Origin of the sequence: Amycolatopsis sp. 195334CR (genome assembly GCF_017309385.1) — a bacterium.
Classification (GTDB): Bacteria; Actinomycetota; Actinomycetes; order Mycobacteriales; family Pseudonocardiaceae; genus Amycolatopsis.
This window is the reverse complement of record NZ_JAFJMJ010000001.1, coordinates 2,923,734-2,937,917: the sequence shown is the minus strand read 5'-3', so window position 1 is coordinate 2,937,917 and position 14,184 is coordinate 2,923,734. Positions and strand designations below refer to the sequence as shown.

General features: G+C 70.6%; 20 protein-coding genes. 6 read left to right on the top strand and 14 right to left on the bottom strand.

The window, feature by feature from the left end:
- Positions 1 to 36 precede the first annotated feature (36 nt).
- Positions 37 to 666 carry a VTT domain-containing protein gene (locus tag JYK18_RS14405; RefSeq protein WP_307795907.1) on the top strand — a complete coding sequence of 210 codons (630 nt, stop codon included), beginning with the start codon at positions 37 to 39 and terminating at the stop codon, positions 664 to 666.
- A complete protein-coding gene (gene purU / locus JYK18_RS14400; protein WP_206802556.1) occupies positions 639 to 1,505 on the top strand; it encodes a formyltetrahydrofolate deformylase in 867 nt (288 codons plus the stop codon). The genes JYK18_RS14405 and purU overlap by 28 nt, the downstream gene beginning before the upstream one ends.
- 19 nt (positions 1,506 to 1,524) lie before the next feature.
- Here purU and JYK18_RS14395 read toward each other — a convergent pair whose 3' ends face one another.
- The 4 genes from JYK18_RS14395 to JYK18_RS14380 all read right to left on the bottom strand — a co-directional run bounded on the left by JYK18_RS14395 (position 1,525) and on the right by JYK18_RS14380 (position 4,235).
- On the bottom strand, positions 1,525 to 1,764 hold the full coding sequence (locus JYK18_RS14395; RefSeq protein ID WP_206802555.1) for a glutaredoxin domain-containing protein: 240 nt from the start codon (positions 1,762 to 1,764) through the stop codon (positions 1,525 to 1,527).
- Entirely contained in the window at positions 1,757 to 2,767 is a 1,011-nt protein-coding gene (locus JYK18_RS14390; RefSeq protein WP_206802554.1) for an NADP-dependent oxidoreductase, read from the bottom strand. The genes JYK18_RS14395 and JYK18_RS14390 overlap by 8 nt, the downstream gene beginning before the upstream one ends.
- 75 nt (positions 2,768 to 2,842) lie before the next feature.
- A complete protein-coding gene (locus tag JYK18_RS14385) occupies positions 2,843 to 3,274 on the bottom strand; it encodes an SRPBCC family protein (RefSeq protein ID WP_206802553.1) in 432 nt (143 codons plus the stop codon).
- A gap of 52 nt (positions 3,275 to 3,326) precedes the next feature.
- Positions 3,327 to 4,235: an ABC transporter substrate-binding protein gene (locus JYK18_RS14380; RefSeq protein WP_206802552.1), complete on the bottom strand. Its 909-nt coding sequence runs from the start codon at positions 4,233 to 4,235 to the stop codon at positions 3,327 to 3,329.
- Positions 4,236 to 4,365: 130 nt separating this feature from the next.
- Between JYK18_RS14380 and JYK18_RS14375 the strand changes: the two genes are divergently transcribed.
- Together JYK18_RS14375 and JYK18_RS14370 are read left to right on the top strand one after the other, a co-directional pair.
- A complete protein-coding gene (locus JYK18_RS14375; RefSeq protein ID WP_206802551.1) occupies positions 4,366 to 5,049 on the top strand; it encodes an ABC transporter permease in 684 nt (227 codons plus the stop codon).
- Positions 5,046 to 5,780, top strand: a complete 735-nt coding sequence (locus tag JYK18_RS14370) for an ABC transporter permease (protein WP_206802550.1) — start codon at positions 5,046 to 5,048, stop codon at positions 5,778 to 5,780. The genes JYK18_RS14375 and JYK18_RS14370 overlap by 4 nt, the downstream gene beginning before the upstream one ends.
- Here the strand turns inward: JYK18_RS14370 and JYK18_RS14365 are convergent.
- The 7 genes from JYK18_RS14365 to JYK18_RS14335 form a co-directional block, all read right to left on the bottom strand.
- Positions 5,734 to 7,041 carry an aromatic amino acid lyase gene (locus JYK18_RS14365; protein ID WP_206802549.1) on the bottom strand — a complete coding sequence of 436 codons (1,308 nt, stop codon included), beginning with the start codon at positions 7,039 to 7,041 and terminating at the stop codon, positions 5,734 to 5,736. The genes JYK18_RS14370 and JYK18_RS14365 overlap by 47 nt on opposite strands.
- Positions 7,038 to 8,045, bottom strand: a complete 1,008-nt coding sequence (locus JYK18_RS14360; RefSeq protein WP_206802548.1) for an ornithine cyclodeaminase family protein — start codon at positions 8,043 to 8,045, stop codon at positions 7,038 to 7,040. The genes JYK18_RS14365 and JYK18_RS14360 overlap by 4 nt, the downstream gene beginning before the upstream one ends.
- Positions 8,042 to 8,578 carry a YbaK/EbsC family protein gene (locus tag JYK18_RS14355; RefSeq protein ID WP_206802547.1) on the bottom strand — a complete coding sequence of 179 codons (537 nt, stop codon included), beginning with the start codon at positions 8,576 to 8,578 and terminating at the stop codon, positions 8,042 to 8,044. Before JYK18_RS14355 ends, JYK18_RS14360 begins: the two co-directional genes overlap by 4 nt.
- A 74-nt stretch (positions 8,579 to 8,652) precedes the next feature.
- Positions 8,653 to 9,204 (bottom strand): YbaK/EbsC family protein, encoded by a 552-nt coding sequence (locus tag JYK18_RS14350; protein WP_206802546.1) that lies wholly within the window; start codon positions 9,202 to 9,204, stop codon positions 8,653 to 8,655.
- Positions 9,205 to 9,245: 41 nt separating this feature from the next.
- A complete protein-coding gene (locus JYK18_RS14345) occupies positions 9,246 to 9,542 on the bottom strand; it encodes a DUF2516 family protein (protein ID WP_153036213.1) in 297 nt (98 codons plus the stop codon).
- 87 nt (positions 9,543 to 9,629) lie between these two features.
- A complete protein-coding gene (locus JYK18_RS14340; RefSeq protein ID WP_206802545.1) occupies positions 9,630 to 10,337 on the bottom strand; it encodes a hypothetical protein in 708 nt (235 codons plus the stop codon).
- 8 nt (positions 10,338 to 10,345) lie between these two features.
- Positions 10,346 to 10,750: a helix-turn-helix domain-containing protein gene (locus tag JYK18_RS14335; protein WP_242580858.1), complete on the bottom strand. Its 405-nt coding sequence runs from the start codon at positions 10,748 to 10,750 to the stop codon at positions 10,346 to 10,348.
- A 146-nt stretch (positions 10,751 to 10,896) separates the two neighbouring features.
- Here JYK18_RS14335 and JYK18_RS14330 point away from each other — a divergent pair, with 146 nt between their 5' ends.
- On the top strand, positions 10,897 to 12,042 hold the full coding sequence (locus tag JYK18_RS14330; protein WP_206802544.1) for a methyltransferase domain-containing protein: 1,146 nt from the start codon (positions 10,897 to 10,899) through the stop codon (positions 12,040 to 12,042).
- On the opposite strand, the gene JYK18_RS14325 is transcribed toward JYK18_RS14330, so the two are convergent.
- The 3 genes from JYK18_RS14325 to JYK18_RS14315 form a co-directional block, all read right to left on the bottom strand.
- Positions 12,031 to 12,666 (bottom strand): AAA family ATPase, encoded by a 636-nt coding sequence (locus tag JYK18_RS14325; protein WP_206802543.1) that lies wholly within the window; start codon positions 12,664 to 12,666, stop codon positions 12,031 to 12,033. The genes JYK18_RS14330 and JYK18_RS14325 overlap by 12 nt on opposite strands.
- A 3-nt stretch (positions 12,667 to 12,669) precedes the next feature.
- Positions 12,670 to 13,059, bottom strand: a complete 390-nt coding sequence (locus JYK18_RS14320) for a zf-TFIIB domain-containing protein (protein WP_242579115.1) — start codon at positions 13,057 to 13,059, stop codon at positions 12,670 to 12,672.
- A 68-nt stretch (positions 13,060 to 13,127) separates the two neighbouring features.
- Positions 13,128 to 13,505, bottom strand: coding sequence for a VOC family protein (locus tag JYK18_RS14315; protein ID WP_206802541.1), 378 nt, complete (start codon positions 13,503 to 13,505; stop codon positions 13,128 to 13,130).
- Positions 13,506 to 13,544: 39 nt separating this feature from the next.
- Between JYK18_RS14315 and JYK18_RS14310 the strand changes: the two genes are divergently transcribed.
- Positions 13,545 to 14,072 (top strand): CGNR zinc finger domain-containing protein, encoded by a 528-nt coding sequence (locus JYK18_RS14310; RefSeq protein WP_206802540.1) that lies wholly within the window; start codon positions 13,545 to 13,547, stop codon positions 14,070 to 14,072.
- Positions 14,073 to 14,184: the final 112 nt, after the last annotated feature.

Here is a 14,184-nt window from a genome sequence, read left to right as displayed (position 1 = left end):
TCCCGGGCCGTCACCGCGGTTGCCGACGATGAGTTCGTGCTCGAATTCCTGCAGGCCGCGCTCGGTTCGCCGTGGTTGTGGCTGCTGGTGTTCGCGGTGTCCGCACTGGACGCCCTGCTGCCGTTCATGCCGAGCGAGACCGCCGTGGTCGGCCTGGCCGTGCTGGTCGGCGTCGACTTCGGGATGCTCGCGCTGCTGGCCGCGGTCGCCGCCTCCGGGGCCTTCGGCGGCGACCTGCTCAGCCACGCGATCGGGCGCACCGCGGGCCCGTCCGTGGTGGCGCGGCTGCAACGCGGCGAGAAGGGTGCCCGGCGCTACGCCTGGGCGCAGCGGAAGGTGGCCGAACGCGGCGCGCTGCTGATCGTCGCCGCGCGTTACCTGCCCGGCGGCCGGGTCGCGACGGGGCTGGCCACCGGGAGCATGCGCTACCCGCTGCGCCGGTTCATCGCGCTCGACGCGCTCGGCGCCTCGCTGTGGGCGGTGTACAGCGTGGTGCTCGGCCTGCTCGGCGGTGCCCAGTTCGGTGACGAGCCGGTGAAGGGGCTCGCGCTGGCGTTCGGCATCGGGCTCGCCGTGGTGGCCGCGCTGGAGGTGGCCCGCCGCGCCGTGCCGGGGCGCACGGGGAAGGATGGGCAACCGTGCCACCGTCAGAACGCAGATATGTGATCACCTTCGGCTGTCCCGACCGGACCGGGATCGTCGCGCGCATCGCCTCCTTCCTGGCCGAGGCGGGCGGCTGGATCGTCGAGGCCGCCTACCACACCGATCCGGAGACCGGCTGGTTCTTCACCCGGCAGGAGGTGCGGGCCGACTCGCTCCCGTTCGACGTCGACGAGCTGCGCGCCCGGTTCGCCGGGGTGGCGCGCTCGCTGGGCAGCGACACGGACTGGGCGGTGGCCGACTCCGCCGAGCGGCGGCGCGTGGTGATCCTCGTCTCGAAGGAGGGGCACTGCCTGTACGACCTGCTCGGGCGGGTCGCCTCCGGCGAGCTGGACGTCGACGTCAGCGCGGTGATCGGCAACCACGAGTCGCTCGGCGACATCACCAGGGCGCACGGCATCCCGTTCCACCACGTGCCGTTCCCGGCCGACGGCAAGGCCGAGGCGTTCGCCAAGGTCCGGGAGCTGGTCGATTCGCACGACCCGCACGCGGTCGTGCTGGCGCGCTTCATGCAGATCCTGCCCGCGGAACTGTGCGAAGCGTGGGCCGGGCGGGCGCTGAACATCCACCACAGCTTCCTGCCGTCGTTCATCGGCGCGCGGCCGTACCACCAGGCGCACACGCGGGGCGTGAAGCTGGTGGGCGCGACCTGCCACTACGTCACCGCGGACCTCGACGCCGGGCCCATCATCGAGCAGGACGTGATCCGCGTCGGCCACGGCGATTCGGTGGTCGACATGGTGCGGAAGGGCCGCGACATCGAGAAGTTCACCCTGGCCAAGGGCCTGCGGTGGCACCTGGAGAACCGCGTGCTGGTGCACGGGAACCGCACCGTCGTCTTCTGACGGCGGCGCGGTCCCGGCGTTACCGGCTCAGGTGGGCGGAGAGGGCCTCGTCCGTGGGTTCGACCAGGAAGGTGCCGTCGTCGAAGACGATGGTGGGAATGCGGCGGGCACCGTCCTGCAGCGCGCGGACGGCGGCTTCCGCTTCGGCATCGGCTTCCACGTCGACGTACCGGTAGGCGACGCCCTCGCGGTCGAGGAACGCCCGGCTGCGGCGCACATCGGGGCACCAACCGGCCCCGTAGACGATCGGTTCAGACACGGACCAGCATCTTCCCGGTGTTGGCGCCGCCCAGCAGATCGATGAAGGCCTGCGGCGCGTTGCGGATACCGTCCACCACGGTTTCGGAGTACTTCAGCTGCCCGCCGGCCACCAGCGGCGCCACCTCGGCGACGAACTCCGGCTGCTTGGCGTTGTGGTCGAAGACCAGGAAACCCTGGATGTTCAACCGCTTCCCGACGATCTTCATCAGGTTCCGGGGCCCGGGCGCGGCCTCGGTGTCGTTGTAGGTCGAGATCATGCCGCACACCGCGAAGCGCGCGTGCAGGTTCGACGACTCGATCGCCGCTTCGAGGTGTTCCCCGCCGACGTTGTCGAAGTACAGGTCGATCCCGTCCGGCGCGGCCTCGGCCAGCTGCGCCGCGACCGGCCCGTCCTTGTAGTTGAACGCCGCGTCGAAGCCGAGTTCCTCGGTCAGCCAGCGGACCTTCTCCGCGGAACCGGCGCTGCCGATCACCCGCTTCGCGCCCTTGAGCTTCGCCAGCTGACCGGCCACCGAGCCGACCGCACCGGCCGCGCCCGAGATGAACACGGTGTCCGCCGGGGTGAAGTGCGCGATCTCGTGCAGGCCGACCCAGGCGGTGAGCCCGGTCATGCCGAGCACGCCGAGGTAGCTGCTCAACGGCGCCAGGTTCGCGTCGACCTTCACCGCGTGCTTCGCGTCCAGCACGGCGTGGCTGCGCCAGCCGAGCTGGTGCACCACCTTGTCGCCCGGCTTGAAGTCGTCCACAGTGGACTCGACCACCTCGCCGGCGGCGCCGCCGTGCATCACCTTGCCCAGCTCGTACGGCTCGGCGTAGGACTTCGCCTCGGACATCCGGCCACGCATGTACGGGTCCACGCTGATGAACTCGTTGCGCACCAGGATCTGCCCGGGCCCCGGCGACGGGACCTCGGTGTCCACAATGGAGAAGTCCGACGGGGTCGGACGGCCGTGCGGGCGGGCGGCGAGCCGGATCTCGGTCGCCTCGGTCGGTGCGGTCACCGCGGAACTCCTGTTCGTCGAGGACGTGCCTCTGGGCAGAACGGGCTCAGTAGGCGGGGCATTCCGGTCTGTGGCTCAGACCGCTTTCTCGAGGTTCTGCAGCACGCCGTCGTAGATGCGCTTGAGCCCGCCGGGCGCGAAGGTCTTCTCGAAGAAGCCGCCGATGCCGCCCGCGCCGGTCCAGCTGGTCTCGATCCGGACCAGGCTGCCCTCGCCGACCTCGCGCACGGTCCAGGTGGTCACCATGGTGGAGTTGGCGTCCGTCTCGACCAGGGTGCCGGGGGTGGGCTCGGACACGGTGGCCGCGACGTCGCGCACGCGCTTCGAGGTCGCCTGCAGCTTCCACTTGGCCACGGTGCCCGCCCCGGTGCCGCCCTCGACGACCTCGTAGTCGCGGTACTGCTCGGTGAGGATGGTCGGCCGCGCGGTGTAGTCGGCGACCAGCTCGCGCACCTTCTCCACCGGCGCGTCGATCTTGCGCTCCGCGGTGGCGGTGACCTTGCCCATGAAGACTCCTTCTGAAAACGGGTTCCGGCAGGTCACCACCCTCCCACAGCGACTAGATCAACCCCTGGTTGGTCAGCCATTCCTTGGCCACGTCGGCGGGCAGTTCACCGTCGGAGTCGACGAGCTTGTTCAGGCCCCGCAGCTCGTCGGTGGTCAACTTCGCGCTCACCGCGTTGACCACCGCGGCGAAGTCCGGGCCGCGCTCGTCGAGCACCTTCTTCGCCACCGCGGGCACCACGTTCTCGGTGGGCACGATCGACAGGTCGTCCTCCAGCGCCTTGAACGCCGGGTCCACCACCAGCGGGTTCACCGAGTCGACCGGGATCACCGTGACCGCGCCCGAGCGCAGCTGCTCCACCCGCGGCCCGGCCTCCTGCACCGCCTGGAAGGTGGCGTTGACCCCGTACGTGTCGCGGATGCCGGCGAAGCAGGTCGACCGCTTCTCGCACTCCGGCCCACCGGCGACGACCACGTTCGGCAGCTTCTTCAGGTCGCTGATCTTCGCCAGCCCCTGCGACTGCGCCAGGTCCGCCTTCACCAGGTAGGTGTTCTTGTTCTCCGCGGGCGCGTAGTTCAGCAGCCCGATGTTCGACGGCGCGAACAGCTCGGTCAGCTTCGCGTGCTCGGCGGCGGCGTCCTTCGGCGCGGTCTCGTTGAACCCGTTCACGATCGCCGCGCCCTGGTACTCGGGGAGGAAGTGCAGCTCGCCCTTCTGCAGCGACGGGTAGATCAGCTCGCGCGAGCCGAGGTTCAGCTTGCGTTCGACCGGGTAGCCCTTCGCCTCCAGCGCGTTGCCGTACAGCTCGGCGAGAATGGTGCTGTCGGTGAAGTTGAAGGACGCGAGCACGATCGGTGCGCCGCCCTTGCTCTCGGCGGTGCTGCCGGTGTCCCCGCCGCCGCAGGCGGTCAGGCCGAGCGTCGCGGCGGCCAGTACGGCGGCCAGTCGGAATGTCCTGCGCATGAGAAGTCTCTTTCGTCCGGGAGTGGCAACGCTAACCAAGAGCCACGACATCCATCCACATTCCGAGATACGACCGAGACCGCTTCCCAAATCGCGGGAGCACCAGGTCCATCCGGGGTAGGCTCACGCGGTGCGAGCCCCCTTCGCTACTCAAAGCGATCGGCCCCTGTTCGAATGGCGCTGGGTCGAGCGCAACGCGGACAACATCGTCACGCGCTTCACCGAGCACCTCTCGCTGACCGCCACCGCGCTCGGCATCGGGCTGGTGCTCTCCATCGGCCTGGCCGTGCTGTCCCTGCGCTGGCGCTGGTTCTACCCGGTCGCGCTGAGCACGGCCGGCGCGCTGTACGTCATCCCGAGCCTCGGCGCCTTCGCGCTGCTCGTGCCGTTCACCGGGCTGTCGTTCACCACCGCGGTGATCCCGCTGGCCACCTACACCCTGCTCATCCTGGTCCGGAACATCGTCACCGGCGTGCAGCAGGTGCCGACCGAAGTCCGCGAAGCCGCCATCGGCATGGGCTTCACCCGGGCGAACCTGTTGTTCAAGGTGGAGCTCCCGCTGGCGCTGCCGGTGGTCATCGCCGGGCTCCGGGTGGCCGCGGTGACCACCATCGGCCTGGTCACCGTCACCTCCATGCTCGGCATGGGCGGCCTCGGCTTCTTCATCCGCCAGGGCATCCAGACCACCACGCCGAACCCGACCGCGATCATCGTCGGCATCGGCCTGTCCATCGTGCTCGCCGTGCTGGTCGACCTGCTGCTGTGGCTGAGCGAACGCGCACTCGCGCCCTGGACGCGGAAGGCCCGCGCATGAACGTCTTCGACCAGCTCACCGCCTGGCTCGGGCAGCCGGGCCGCTGGAGCTTCACCGATTCGGCGGGCATCCCGTACCGGACCGTCGAGCACCTGGGCTTCTCGCTGCTGTCGCTGGCCGTCGCCGCGGTGCTGACCATCCCGCTCGCGCTCTGGCTCGCGCACTACCGCAAGGCCGCCTTCCTCGCCTCCAGCGCGGTGAACATCGGCCGGGCCATCCCGAGCTTCGGGCTGATCATCCTGTTCTGGTTCCTGGCCAGCCGCTGGGAGGTCGACACCACCTTCTGGCCGTTGCTGATCGCGCTGGTCGCGCTCGCCCTGCCACCGCTGTTCACCAACACCTACGCCGGCGTGACCACGCTCGACCAGGCCCCGGTCGACGCGGCACGCGGCACCGGCTACACCGAGACCCAGATCATGCTGCGCATCGAACTGCCGCTGGCGCTGCCGGTGGTGCTCGCCGGTGCCCGCGTGGCGTTCCTGCAGCTGGTGGCCACCGTCGCGATCGGCGCGATCGTGAACGACGGCGGCGGCCTCGGCCGCTACATCGTCGACGGGTTCGCGCAGGGCGCCGGTGGTTACGGCGAGATCCTCGGCGGCGGGATCGCGGTGATCGTGCTGGCGCTGGTCTGCGAAGCCGTGTTCTCCCTGATCACCCGGTTCGCCGTGCCGCGCGGGCTCCGGCTCACGCGGAACGAGCTGCCGAGTCGCGCCAAGGCGACCATTTCCTGACCAGCGCTTCGAGTTCCGGCCCGAGCGGCCGGTCCTCGGTCAGCGGGTCGATCAGCCCGGTCGGTTCACCCCGCAGGAAAGCCGCCTGCGCGAGTCCGATGTGCTCACACGCGGTGATCACCAGCAGCCGCTCGACGGCCGCGCGCAACTGCTCCCCGGCCGCACAGGCAAACGCTTGCACGTCCTCCTGACCGTTGGAGGTGTCGATCGAGCCGAGCGTCGCGGGGGCGGCGAGCCGTCGCAGTGCGTGCAGTTCCCCGACCGCCCGCTTGTGCAGCGGGGTGAGGCCGGTCTGCGGTCCCGGGGTCACCGCCAGCTGCGGGTTGAGCCCGCTGAAGCGCTCGTCGAGCAGGCGGTGCAGTCGCTGGACGCCGATCTCCCCGAGGTGCGCGAGCGCCGCGCTCACCGCGTCCATCCGGAGCCCGAGGTCCGAGCCGTGGAACACGTCGGTGGAGACGAACTCGCCGTCCAGGAAGGCGGGCGAGTCGGTGACCACCAGCGCGCGTTCGACCTCCTCGGCCAACTCGGCGAGCACGCGGCGGGCGTGCGCGGTGGCGCGGGCGCCCACCCGCGCCGAGACCGGCGGCTGCACGGTCCCCGGTTTGACCGGGAACTCCGCCGCCGCGAACCGGTCCACCACCTGGTTTGCTTCCGCGCCACGGAGAATCGCGTGCGTGATCGCGATCGGGGTGCCCTGGATGAAGGTCAGCCCCTCCTTCGGCCCCGGCTGGTACGGCTGGACCCCACGCTCCGCAAGCGCGTCCACGGCGGACTGGCCGTCGAGCATCCGTCCGATCCCGACGAACGTCTGGAACGCGTGGCTCAGCGGCAGGATCTCGCCCGCGCTGCCGATTCCGTCACGCGGTACGGCCGGGACGAACCCGTCGCCGAGCCGGTCCACCAGGAACTCCACCGCTTCCGCGCTCGCGCCGGTGGACGGCAGCAGCATTCCGCGCAGGCGTACGGCGAACAGCGCGCGGACATCGCGTTCCGGCAACCACGGCGGTCCGCCGACGGCCCGTCCGATCAGCAGGCGGCGCTGGTGCCCGGCCTGTTCCTCGGCCGACAGCACCACGTCCACCATGCGCCCCATGCCGGTGTTCACGCCGTAGACGGGACGCGCGGCGGCGGTCAGCGCGTCGAGCACCGCGGCCCGGTTCGCCGCCAGCGAGGCCAGCAACCCCGGCGCCAGTTCGACGTGCTTTCCTTCCGCCACCGCGACGATCGCGGCGGCGTCGAGGTCTTCGGGCGCGGTGATCATCGGTAGGGCAGCATGGTGCCGACGTCGGCCGCCTCGGCCCGCTTGAGGATCATGTTCGCCACCGACAGGTCCGTTGTGGACAGTCCACGATGCCAGAAGAGGATGCGCTCGTCGTCGCCTTCCCGGCCCGGGCGCTTGCCCGCGACCACCTCACCGATTTCGGCGTGCACCCGGTCCTCGGTGAGCAGTCCGGCGTTGAGCTGCGGCCGCAGCGCGCCGAACTTCGGGTTGCCCGACCGGGATTCACGCCAGTTGTCCACCACGACCTTGTCGATCGCGTCGAGCAGGTCCAGTTCCAGCGCGCTGATCGTGCCGTAGGGCACCAGGAAGCTGCCCGGCCGCAGGAACTCCTTGCGCACCAGCGCTTCCGGCTCGACCAGCCGGGACGCCTCGACCATGATGTCGGCGCCGTCCAGGGTGTCCGCGGCGTTGTCGAGCACCCGCACCGGCTTGCCGAGGTGCTCGCTCAGCTTCGCCCCGAACGCCTCCCGCGACTCCGGCCGCTTGCTGGTCACCCGGATCTCGGCGAAGTCGAACAGCGAGTCCAGCAGCACCACGTTCCACCACGCGGTACCCCGCGCGCCGATGTGTCCCAGCACGCGGGAATCCCGGCGCGCCAGGTACTTCGCGCCGACCGCGGTCATCGCGCCGGTGCGCGCGTCGGTGATCATCGTGCCGTCCACGATGGCCTTCGGCATGCCGGTGTCCGGGTCGAGCAGCAGGATCAGCGCCATCTCGCTGGGCAGGCCGCGCTCGAAGTTGGTGACGAAGTCGCCGACCACCTTGACCCCGCTGACCTGCTGCGAGGACAGGTGCCCGCGCAGCACGTTGAAGTGGCCCTTGCCGCCGTTGTCCGGCACCAGGTGCGTGCGCGGCTCGAAGACCACGCGGTCGTGGCCGTGGTCGACGAGCACGTCCTCGACCGCGCCGACGATGTCCGCGCCGGTCACGCCGAGGGAGTCGATATCGGCGGCGTTGAGGTACCGCAGCCAGACCGAGGTCACCTGCCCAAGCCCTCCACCACTTCCGCGCCCGGCAGCGAGGCCACCAAGGCCCCGGAGACCAGCAGCTTGCTACCCCGGATCCCGCTGCCGAGCACCAGCTCGGGCGCCTCGGCCACGGCCTTGTCCACCAGGATCGGCCAGTCGCCGGGCAGGCCGATCGGGGTGATGCCGCCGTACTCCATCCCGGTCAGCTCCACCGCCTCGGCCATCGGCGCGAAGCTGATCTTGCGCACGTCGATCCGGCGCTTGATCGCGTTGTTCACGCGGGTCGTGGCGAGCACCATCGCCGCAGCGTAGCGAACCTCCCCGGTGCGCTTGCCGGAGAGCACCACGCAGTTGGCGGCGGCGGACAGCGGGAAGGAGTAGGCGGCGCAGAGGGCCGCGGTGTCGGCGAGGCCGGGGTCGATCTCCGCGACGCCCACCTCGCCCTCGAGCTCGGTCAGCGCCTTGGCGACGGGGTCGGCGAGGAGTTCGGTGCGCTCGATGGCCGGTTCGACGGTGAGGGAACCGGCGATGGTCCAAGTGCGGGTCACCGCGCCAAGCTAGCCACGCCGGAAATACCGCAGGTATATCAGCGGATCCAGGTTTCGCGGGGGAAAGCGGCGGGTCAGCCTGCTACCGGTTTGCCGAGGTCCTCGATGACCTCCGCGCCGGGCAGCGACGCCAGCAGCGCCCCCGAGACGAGCAGCTTGCTGCCGCGGACGCCGCTGCCGATCACCAGCTCGGGTGCCTCGGCCACGGCCTTGTCCACCAGGATCGGCCAGCCCTCGGGCAGCCCGACCGGGGTGATGCCGCCGTACTCCATCCCGGTCAGCTCCACCGCCTCGGCCATCGGCGCGAAGCTCGCCTTGCGAACGTCGAGCCGCCGCTTGATCACGTTGTTCACGTCTGCGCGAGTGGTGGCGAGCACCATGGCCGCGGCGTAGCGGACCTCGCCGGCGCGCTTGCCCGAGACCACCACGCAGTTGGCGGAAGCGGCGAGCGGGGAGCCGTAGGCCTCGCAGAAGGCGGCCGTGTCGGCGAGTTCGGGATCGATCGAGGCGACGCCCACCTCGTGCTCGATGGCGGCCAGTGCCTTGGCCACGGGCTCGGCGAGCAGATCGGTGCGCTGCGTGGCCGGTTCGACCGAAAGGGAACCGGCGATGGTCCAGGTGGTCACGCGACCAGGCTAGTGGCGTCCGCTGCGGATGGTGACGGGCCTCACCAGTTGTGGCCGCCGCGCTGGACCTCGATCAGCTTCGGCCGGACGTCCACTATGTAGACCAGCGAGGCGACCAGCCCGGCCAGCCAGAAGATCATGCCCGGCCCGTAGAAGCCGAACAACGCCATCGCCGCGGTGCTGCCACCGGTGATGGCCATCCAGATCGGCTTGGTCTTGCGGTCCGCCGCGGTGTAGGCGTCCGCCCGCTGGGTCAGCGAGTGCAGGAACGCGAACGCACCAGCCACCACCCCGGCCCAGTGGATGATGTCCACGATCCACCCTGCGATTAACGGCACGCTGCCAGGGTACGGCAAACCGGGCGAACGGCTCAGGCCCCGGCACCTCACGGGTGCCGGGGCCTGCGGTTCCGCGCTGGCGAAGACCTACTTCTCGGTCTTCGGGGTGGCGGTGTTGCCGGTGCTCTTCTTCGCCGTGCCGGTGCTGGTGGTGGTGCTGCGCCGGGTGGTGGTGGCGGGCTTCGGCGAGGTGCGGTTGGCGGCCTTGCGGCTCGCGCTGCGGACCTCGTGCGCCACGTCGTCGCCGAACTCCTCGACGGACTCGGCGGCCTCGTCGGCGACCTTCTCCACGGTGCGGGCGGTCTTCTCGCCCACCGAGCGGGTCTTGCGGGTGACCTTGCCCAGCACGTCCTCGACGCGCTCACGGGTCTCGGCGGTGACGCCCTCGACGCGCTCCTCGACCGTGTGCACGACCTCTTCCAGCTGGTCGATCACGTTCTTGACCTGCGGCTGCGCGGCGAACTTGTCCCACGCCTGCTCACCGGACTCGGCCAGCTTGTGGTACAGCTTCAGCGCCGCGTCGGTGTACTCGTCGATCACCTTGCGGAGCTCGGCCGGGTCCAGCTTCTCGCGGAGGCTCTCCACGTCGGTGGGCAGCTCTTCGATGTTCTTGCGGGCGGTCTCGCTGCCCTCGGTGACCCGGGTCTTGGCCTTGTTCACCGCGTCGGCGACGGCCTCGGCGGCCAGGTTGCCCGCACCCAGCGCGGCGAGCAGCGGCGTGCGCACCTGCTCCAGCGCGGCGTTCAGGTTCTTGCGGGCTTCTTCGGTGCGGTTGCTGCTGGTGGGGGTGCTCATCTGCTTCCTCACTCCTTGCTGGTTCCGGTTTCGCCAGCGGTGGCTGGTGGCTTGGTGGCCGCCTCCGCCACGTGGTTCTCGCGGCGGAACGACTCGTACACGTCGAGCAGGACCTGCTTCTGCCGTTCGCTGAGCTCCGGATCGGCGCGGATGGCGTCGCCGACCGGTCCGCCCTTCGGCAGGTCGAGGATCCCGGCCTGCACGTAGAGCGCTTCGGCGGAGATGCGCAGACCCTTCGCGATCTGCTGCAGGATCTCCGCGCTCGGCTTGCGGACCCCGCGCTCGATCTGGCTCAAGTACGGGTTGGACACGCCGGCGAGCTTCGACAGCTGGCGCAACGAGATCTTCGCGCTGTTGCGCTGCTGCTTGATGTACTCGCCGATGTCGGAAGCGATGTCCGCGACCTTGTCCATCGGCTTGCCGTGCTGCTCGCCCGAATCGGTCATCCGCGGAACCTCTCCTCTCGACACCACCGACGGTACGCGGCAGTGCTAGCTATTGCAAGCACTCTGCTTGCAACCATCGAGTGAGGTCTGCGTCACGGGGTTAACCTGGGCTTATGGCACTCGAGCGGAGCCAGGCGCTGGCCGCCCGCCTGCGGCGGTCCGGTGTGCTGACCGAGCGCGCCTGGGTCGAGGCCTTCGCCGCGGTGCCGCGCGAACTGTTCGTGCGGCGGTTCTTCGCCGCGGCGGGCGACGGCTGGCGCGCGGTCGCCGCGGGCGACGACGGCTGGCTCGACCAGGTCTACTCCGACCAGGTGCTGGTCACCCAGCTCGACGGCGACGACTCGGCGTGGGACCGGGCCCGCGCGGACGGCCCGCTGCCCGGCACGCCGACCTGTTCCTCCAGCATGCCGACGATCATGGCGATCATGCTGGAGGAGCTGCACACCGGCGACCGGGCGCGGGTGCTGGAGGTGGGCACCGGCACCGGGTACAACACCGCGCTGCTGTGCCACCGCGTCGGCGCTCCGAACGTGTCCACTGTGGACATCGACCCGGCGCTGGTGCGGACCGCCACCGCCGCGCTCGCCGAAGCCGGTCACCACCCGGAGTGCGTCACCGGCGACGGGGCGCGCGGGCTGCCCGGCAGTGCGCCGTTCGACCGCGTGCTCTGCACCTGCGCGGTGTCCACCATCCCGCCGGACTGGGTGGCGCAGACGCGCCCGGGCGGGCTGATCGTCACCACGCTGAACCGGCCGATCGGCGCGGGACTGGTCCGGCTGGTCGCCGAGGAGGGCACCCTTGCCTACGGCCGGGTGCTGGCGAAGGACGGCCGCTTCATGCCGTTGCGGGCCCATCGGCTCGCCGACCCGGCCAGGCTGCTGTCCGATATCGGCGACGCCCGCGAAACGCGCCGCACCTCGTTGCCGGTCTCGGCGGTGCTGAGCCCGTCGAGTCCGCTGGAGTTCTTCGCGAGCCTGGCGCTGGAGGGCGTTTTACCCGCCTACCCCGGGGAAACGGGCGTCGTCTACCTGGTGCACCCCGACGGTTCCTGGGTTCGGCACGCCGAGGAGAACGGCCGGTTGGTGGTGTCGCAGGGCGGGCCGCGCAACCTCTGGGACCTCGCCGAACAGGCCCGTGTGCGCTGGCGCAAGCTCGGCAAGCCCGGCCGCGCGCGCTTCGGTGTCACCGTCGACGGCGACCGGCAGGAGTTCTGGCTGGACGACCCGGGCAGCCGGCACCGGTGGCCGTTAGGCGGGTAGGCGCTTTTCGATCCAGGCGAGGGCGTGGTCGACCGCGTCGTCGATGGTGGCGCGGGTGGTGTCGAACAACTCCACCGGCGGGTCGAGCGTGGCCGCCGAGGCACGCAGCCAGTCGTTGAACTCCAGCATCTCCGCGATCCGCGGCTCGTCCCATTCGCGCCAGGCCGGTCGCGCGCGCAGCCGCTCGGCCAGCGCGTCCGGTTCGGCGACGAAGGCGAGGTAGTGGATGGGATCGAAGTAGGCGCGCTCGGGCAGCGGCTCGAACTCCGGTGGCGCCACCGTGCCGCAGAGCACCACCGGGCGCCCGCTCTGGTGGATCATCGCGGCCATCCGGAGCCAGGTGGAGCGGAACGCGCCGTGGCCGTACCCGTCAGGCGAGTTCTCGCGCAGCACGCCGGTCCAGAGCACGTCCTGCTCCAGCGCGACCACCCGGCCGCTCAGCTTCTCCGCCAGCCGGGGGCCGACGGTGGACTTGCCCGCGCCGCTGGGCCCGGTGAGCGCGAACAGCGGCAGCCTGCGGAACGGCCAGTGGTGACCGCAGCGCGCGCACGCCAGTTCGGCGCCGGCGGTGACCGGGTGGTCGCCCCGGTCACCACACGCCGGGCAGATCTTCAGGTCGAGCACTACTCAGTCGAACAGGTTCTCGAGGAAGCTCTTGCGGCGCTTGTGCCCGTGCCCGCCGTAGGCCCGCGGCGAGTCGCCGTACCCGTGCCCGCCGCGGTAACCGCGGGGCGAGTCCGAGTACCCGTGACCACCGTGTCCGCCGTAGGGCCGCGGGGAGTCGCCGTGGCCGCCGCGGAAGGGCTTCGGCGAGTCGCCGTGGCCACCGCGGAAAGGCTTCGGCGAGTCGCCGTGCCGCGGCATGTGCCCGCCCGCCGCGTACGGCGGCGGCGCGCCATGGCTGTAGTAGGAGCCCTCGGCCGCGACGATCTGCTCCAGCTCACCGGCATCCAGGAAGATGCCGCGGCAGCCACCGCACTGTTCGAGGTGGACGCCGTTCTTGTTCAGCGTCCTCATCTGGTTCTGGCACTTCGGACAAATCACGTGTCACAGCCTACGCATAACCGGGGCCGCATGGGTGCGCCTCAGCAAGCGCAGAGGCAGAACGGGTGACCCGCCGGATCGGCGTAGACGCGGAAGCCCTTGCCCTCGTGGTCGCGGGTGTCGTCGAGCAGGCGGGCGCCGAGGTGCACCGCGCGCTCGTGCGCGGCGGCCAGGTCGGACACGGTCAGGTCGAGGTGGAACTGCTGCGGCTTCTTCGCCGACGGCCAGTCGGGGGCGCGGAAGTCGGCCACGCGCTGGAACTCGATCTTGGGCCCGCCCGCCGGGTTGGTCAGGGTCAGCCAGCCCTCGTCGCCGTCGGCGGCGGGCCAGTCGAGGAGCTTGGCGTAGAAGTCGGCCAGTTCGAGGGTGTCGGCGCAGTCGAGCACGACCGAGCCGAACGCGGGTACCGCGGTGGTCATCCGGGATCCTCTCCGTTCTGCGTAACCAGCATGAGAAGTATGGCGGTTATCGTCGGCAGCCACAACCCGCGTGACGCCTACACTGGTGACGTGCGCACCACCCCGGAAGCCGATGTCACGCTGGTGCTCGACTTCCTGAACACGCTGGACGTCGAGGAGGGCACCGACGCGCTGGACGGTGCTGATTCTTGGCGCGCCTGGGTTTCCGCGCGCGATCTGCGCCCGTGCCCGGTGCCCGAGGCCAGGGCGGCGCGGAAGTCGCTCCGCGCGCTGGTCGGCGACACGACCGCCGCACCCGCCGAAGACGTTGAGATACCCGTGCGGATTTCGGTCACCGCGAACGGACCGTCGCTGGTCGCGGATTCGGCGGTCGGGTCCGTGCTCGCCGCCGCGACGCGGTTGTCGTTGCTCGGCGAGTTCTCGCGGGTCAAGATCTGCCCGGCCGACAACTGCCGCTGGGCGTTCTACGACCGTTCGCGCAACCGTTCCCGCTCGTGGTGCTCGATGAGCGCGTGCGGCAACCGCGAGAAGGCCCGCGCCTGGCGGCAGCGCTCCACCCAATCGTGAAGCCAGGCCCTACCACACGCCTTCCACCTGTGGACAACCCGGGGGATAACTCGGGATTCTGTGGATAACTCCCCCGCTGGAGGGTCACCCGGAGGAACGCCAACCGCCATCC

Excerpts from the sequence above, each read along its gene's own strand:
- JYK18_RS14385 (WP_206802553.1), bottom strand. The coding sequence starts at position 3,274 with ATGGGCAAGGTCACCGCCACCGCGGAGCGCAAGATCGACGCGCCGGTG.
- JYK18_RS14380 (WP_206802552.1), bottom strand. The coding sequence starts at position 4,235 with ATGCGCAGGACATTCCGACTGGCCGCCGTACTGGCCGCCGCGACGCTC.
- JYK18_RS14370 (WP_206802550.1), top strand. The coding sequence starts at position 5,046 with ATGAACGTCTTCGACCAGCTCACCGCCTGGCTCGGGCAGCCGGGCCGC.
- JYK18_RS14365 (WP_206802549.1), bottom strand. The coding sequence starts at position 7,041 with ATGATCACCGCGCCCGAAGACCTCGACGCCGCCGCGATCGTCGCGGTG.
- JYK18_RS14340 (WP_206802545.1), bottom strand. The coding sequence starts at position 10,337 with ATGAGCACCCCCACCAGCAGCAACCGCACCGAAGAAGCCCGCAAGAAC.
- JYK18_RS14335 (WP_242580858.1), bottom strand. The coding sequence starts at position 10,750 with ATGGACAAGGTCGCGGACATCGCTTCCGACATCGGCGAGTACATCAAG.
- JYK18_RS14330 (WP_206802544.1), top strand. The coding sequence starts at position 10,897 with ATGGCACTCGAGCGGAGCCAGGCGCTGGCCGCCCGCCTGCGGCGGTCC.
- JYK18_RS14320 (WP_242579115.1), bottom strand. The coding sequence starts at position 13,059 with ATGAGGACGCTGAACAAGAACGGCGTCCACCTCGAACAGTGCGGTGGC.
- JYK18_RS14315 (WP_206802541.1), bottom strand. The coding sequence starts at position 13,505 with ATGACCACCGCGGTACCCGCGTTCGGCTCGGTCGTGCTCGACTGCGCC.
- JYK18_RS14310 (WP_206802540.1), top strand. The coding sequence starts at position 13,545 with ATGGCGGTTATCGTCGGCAGCCACAACCCGCGTGACGCCTACACTGGT.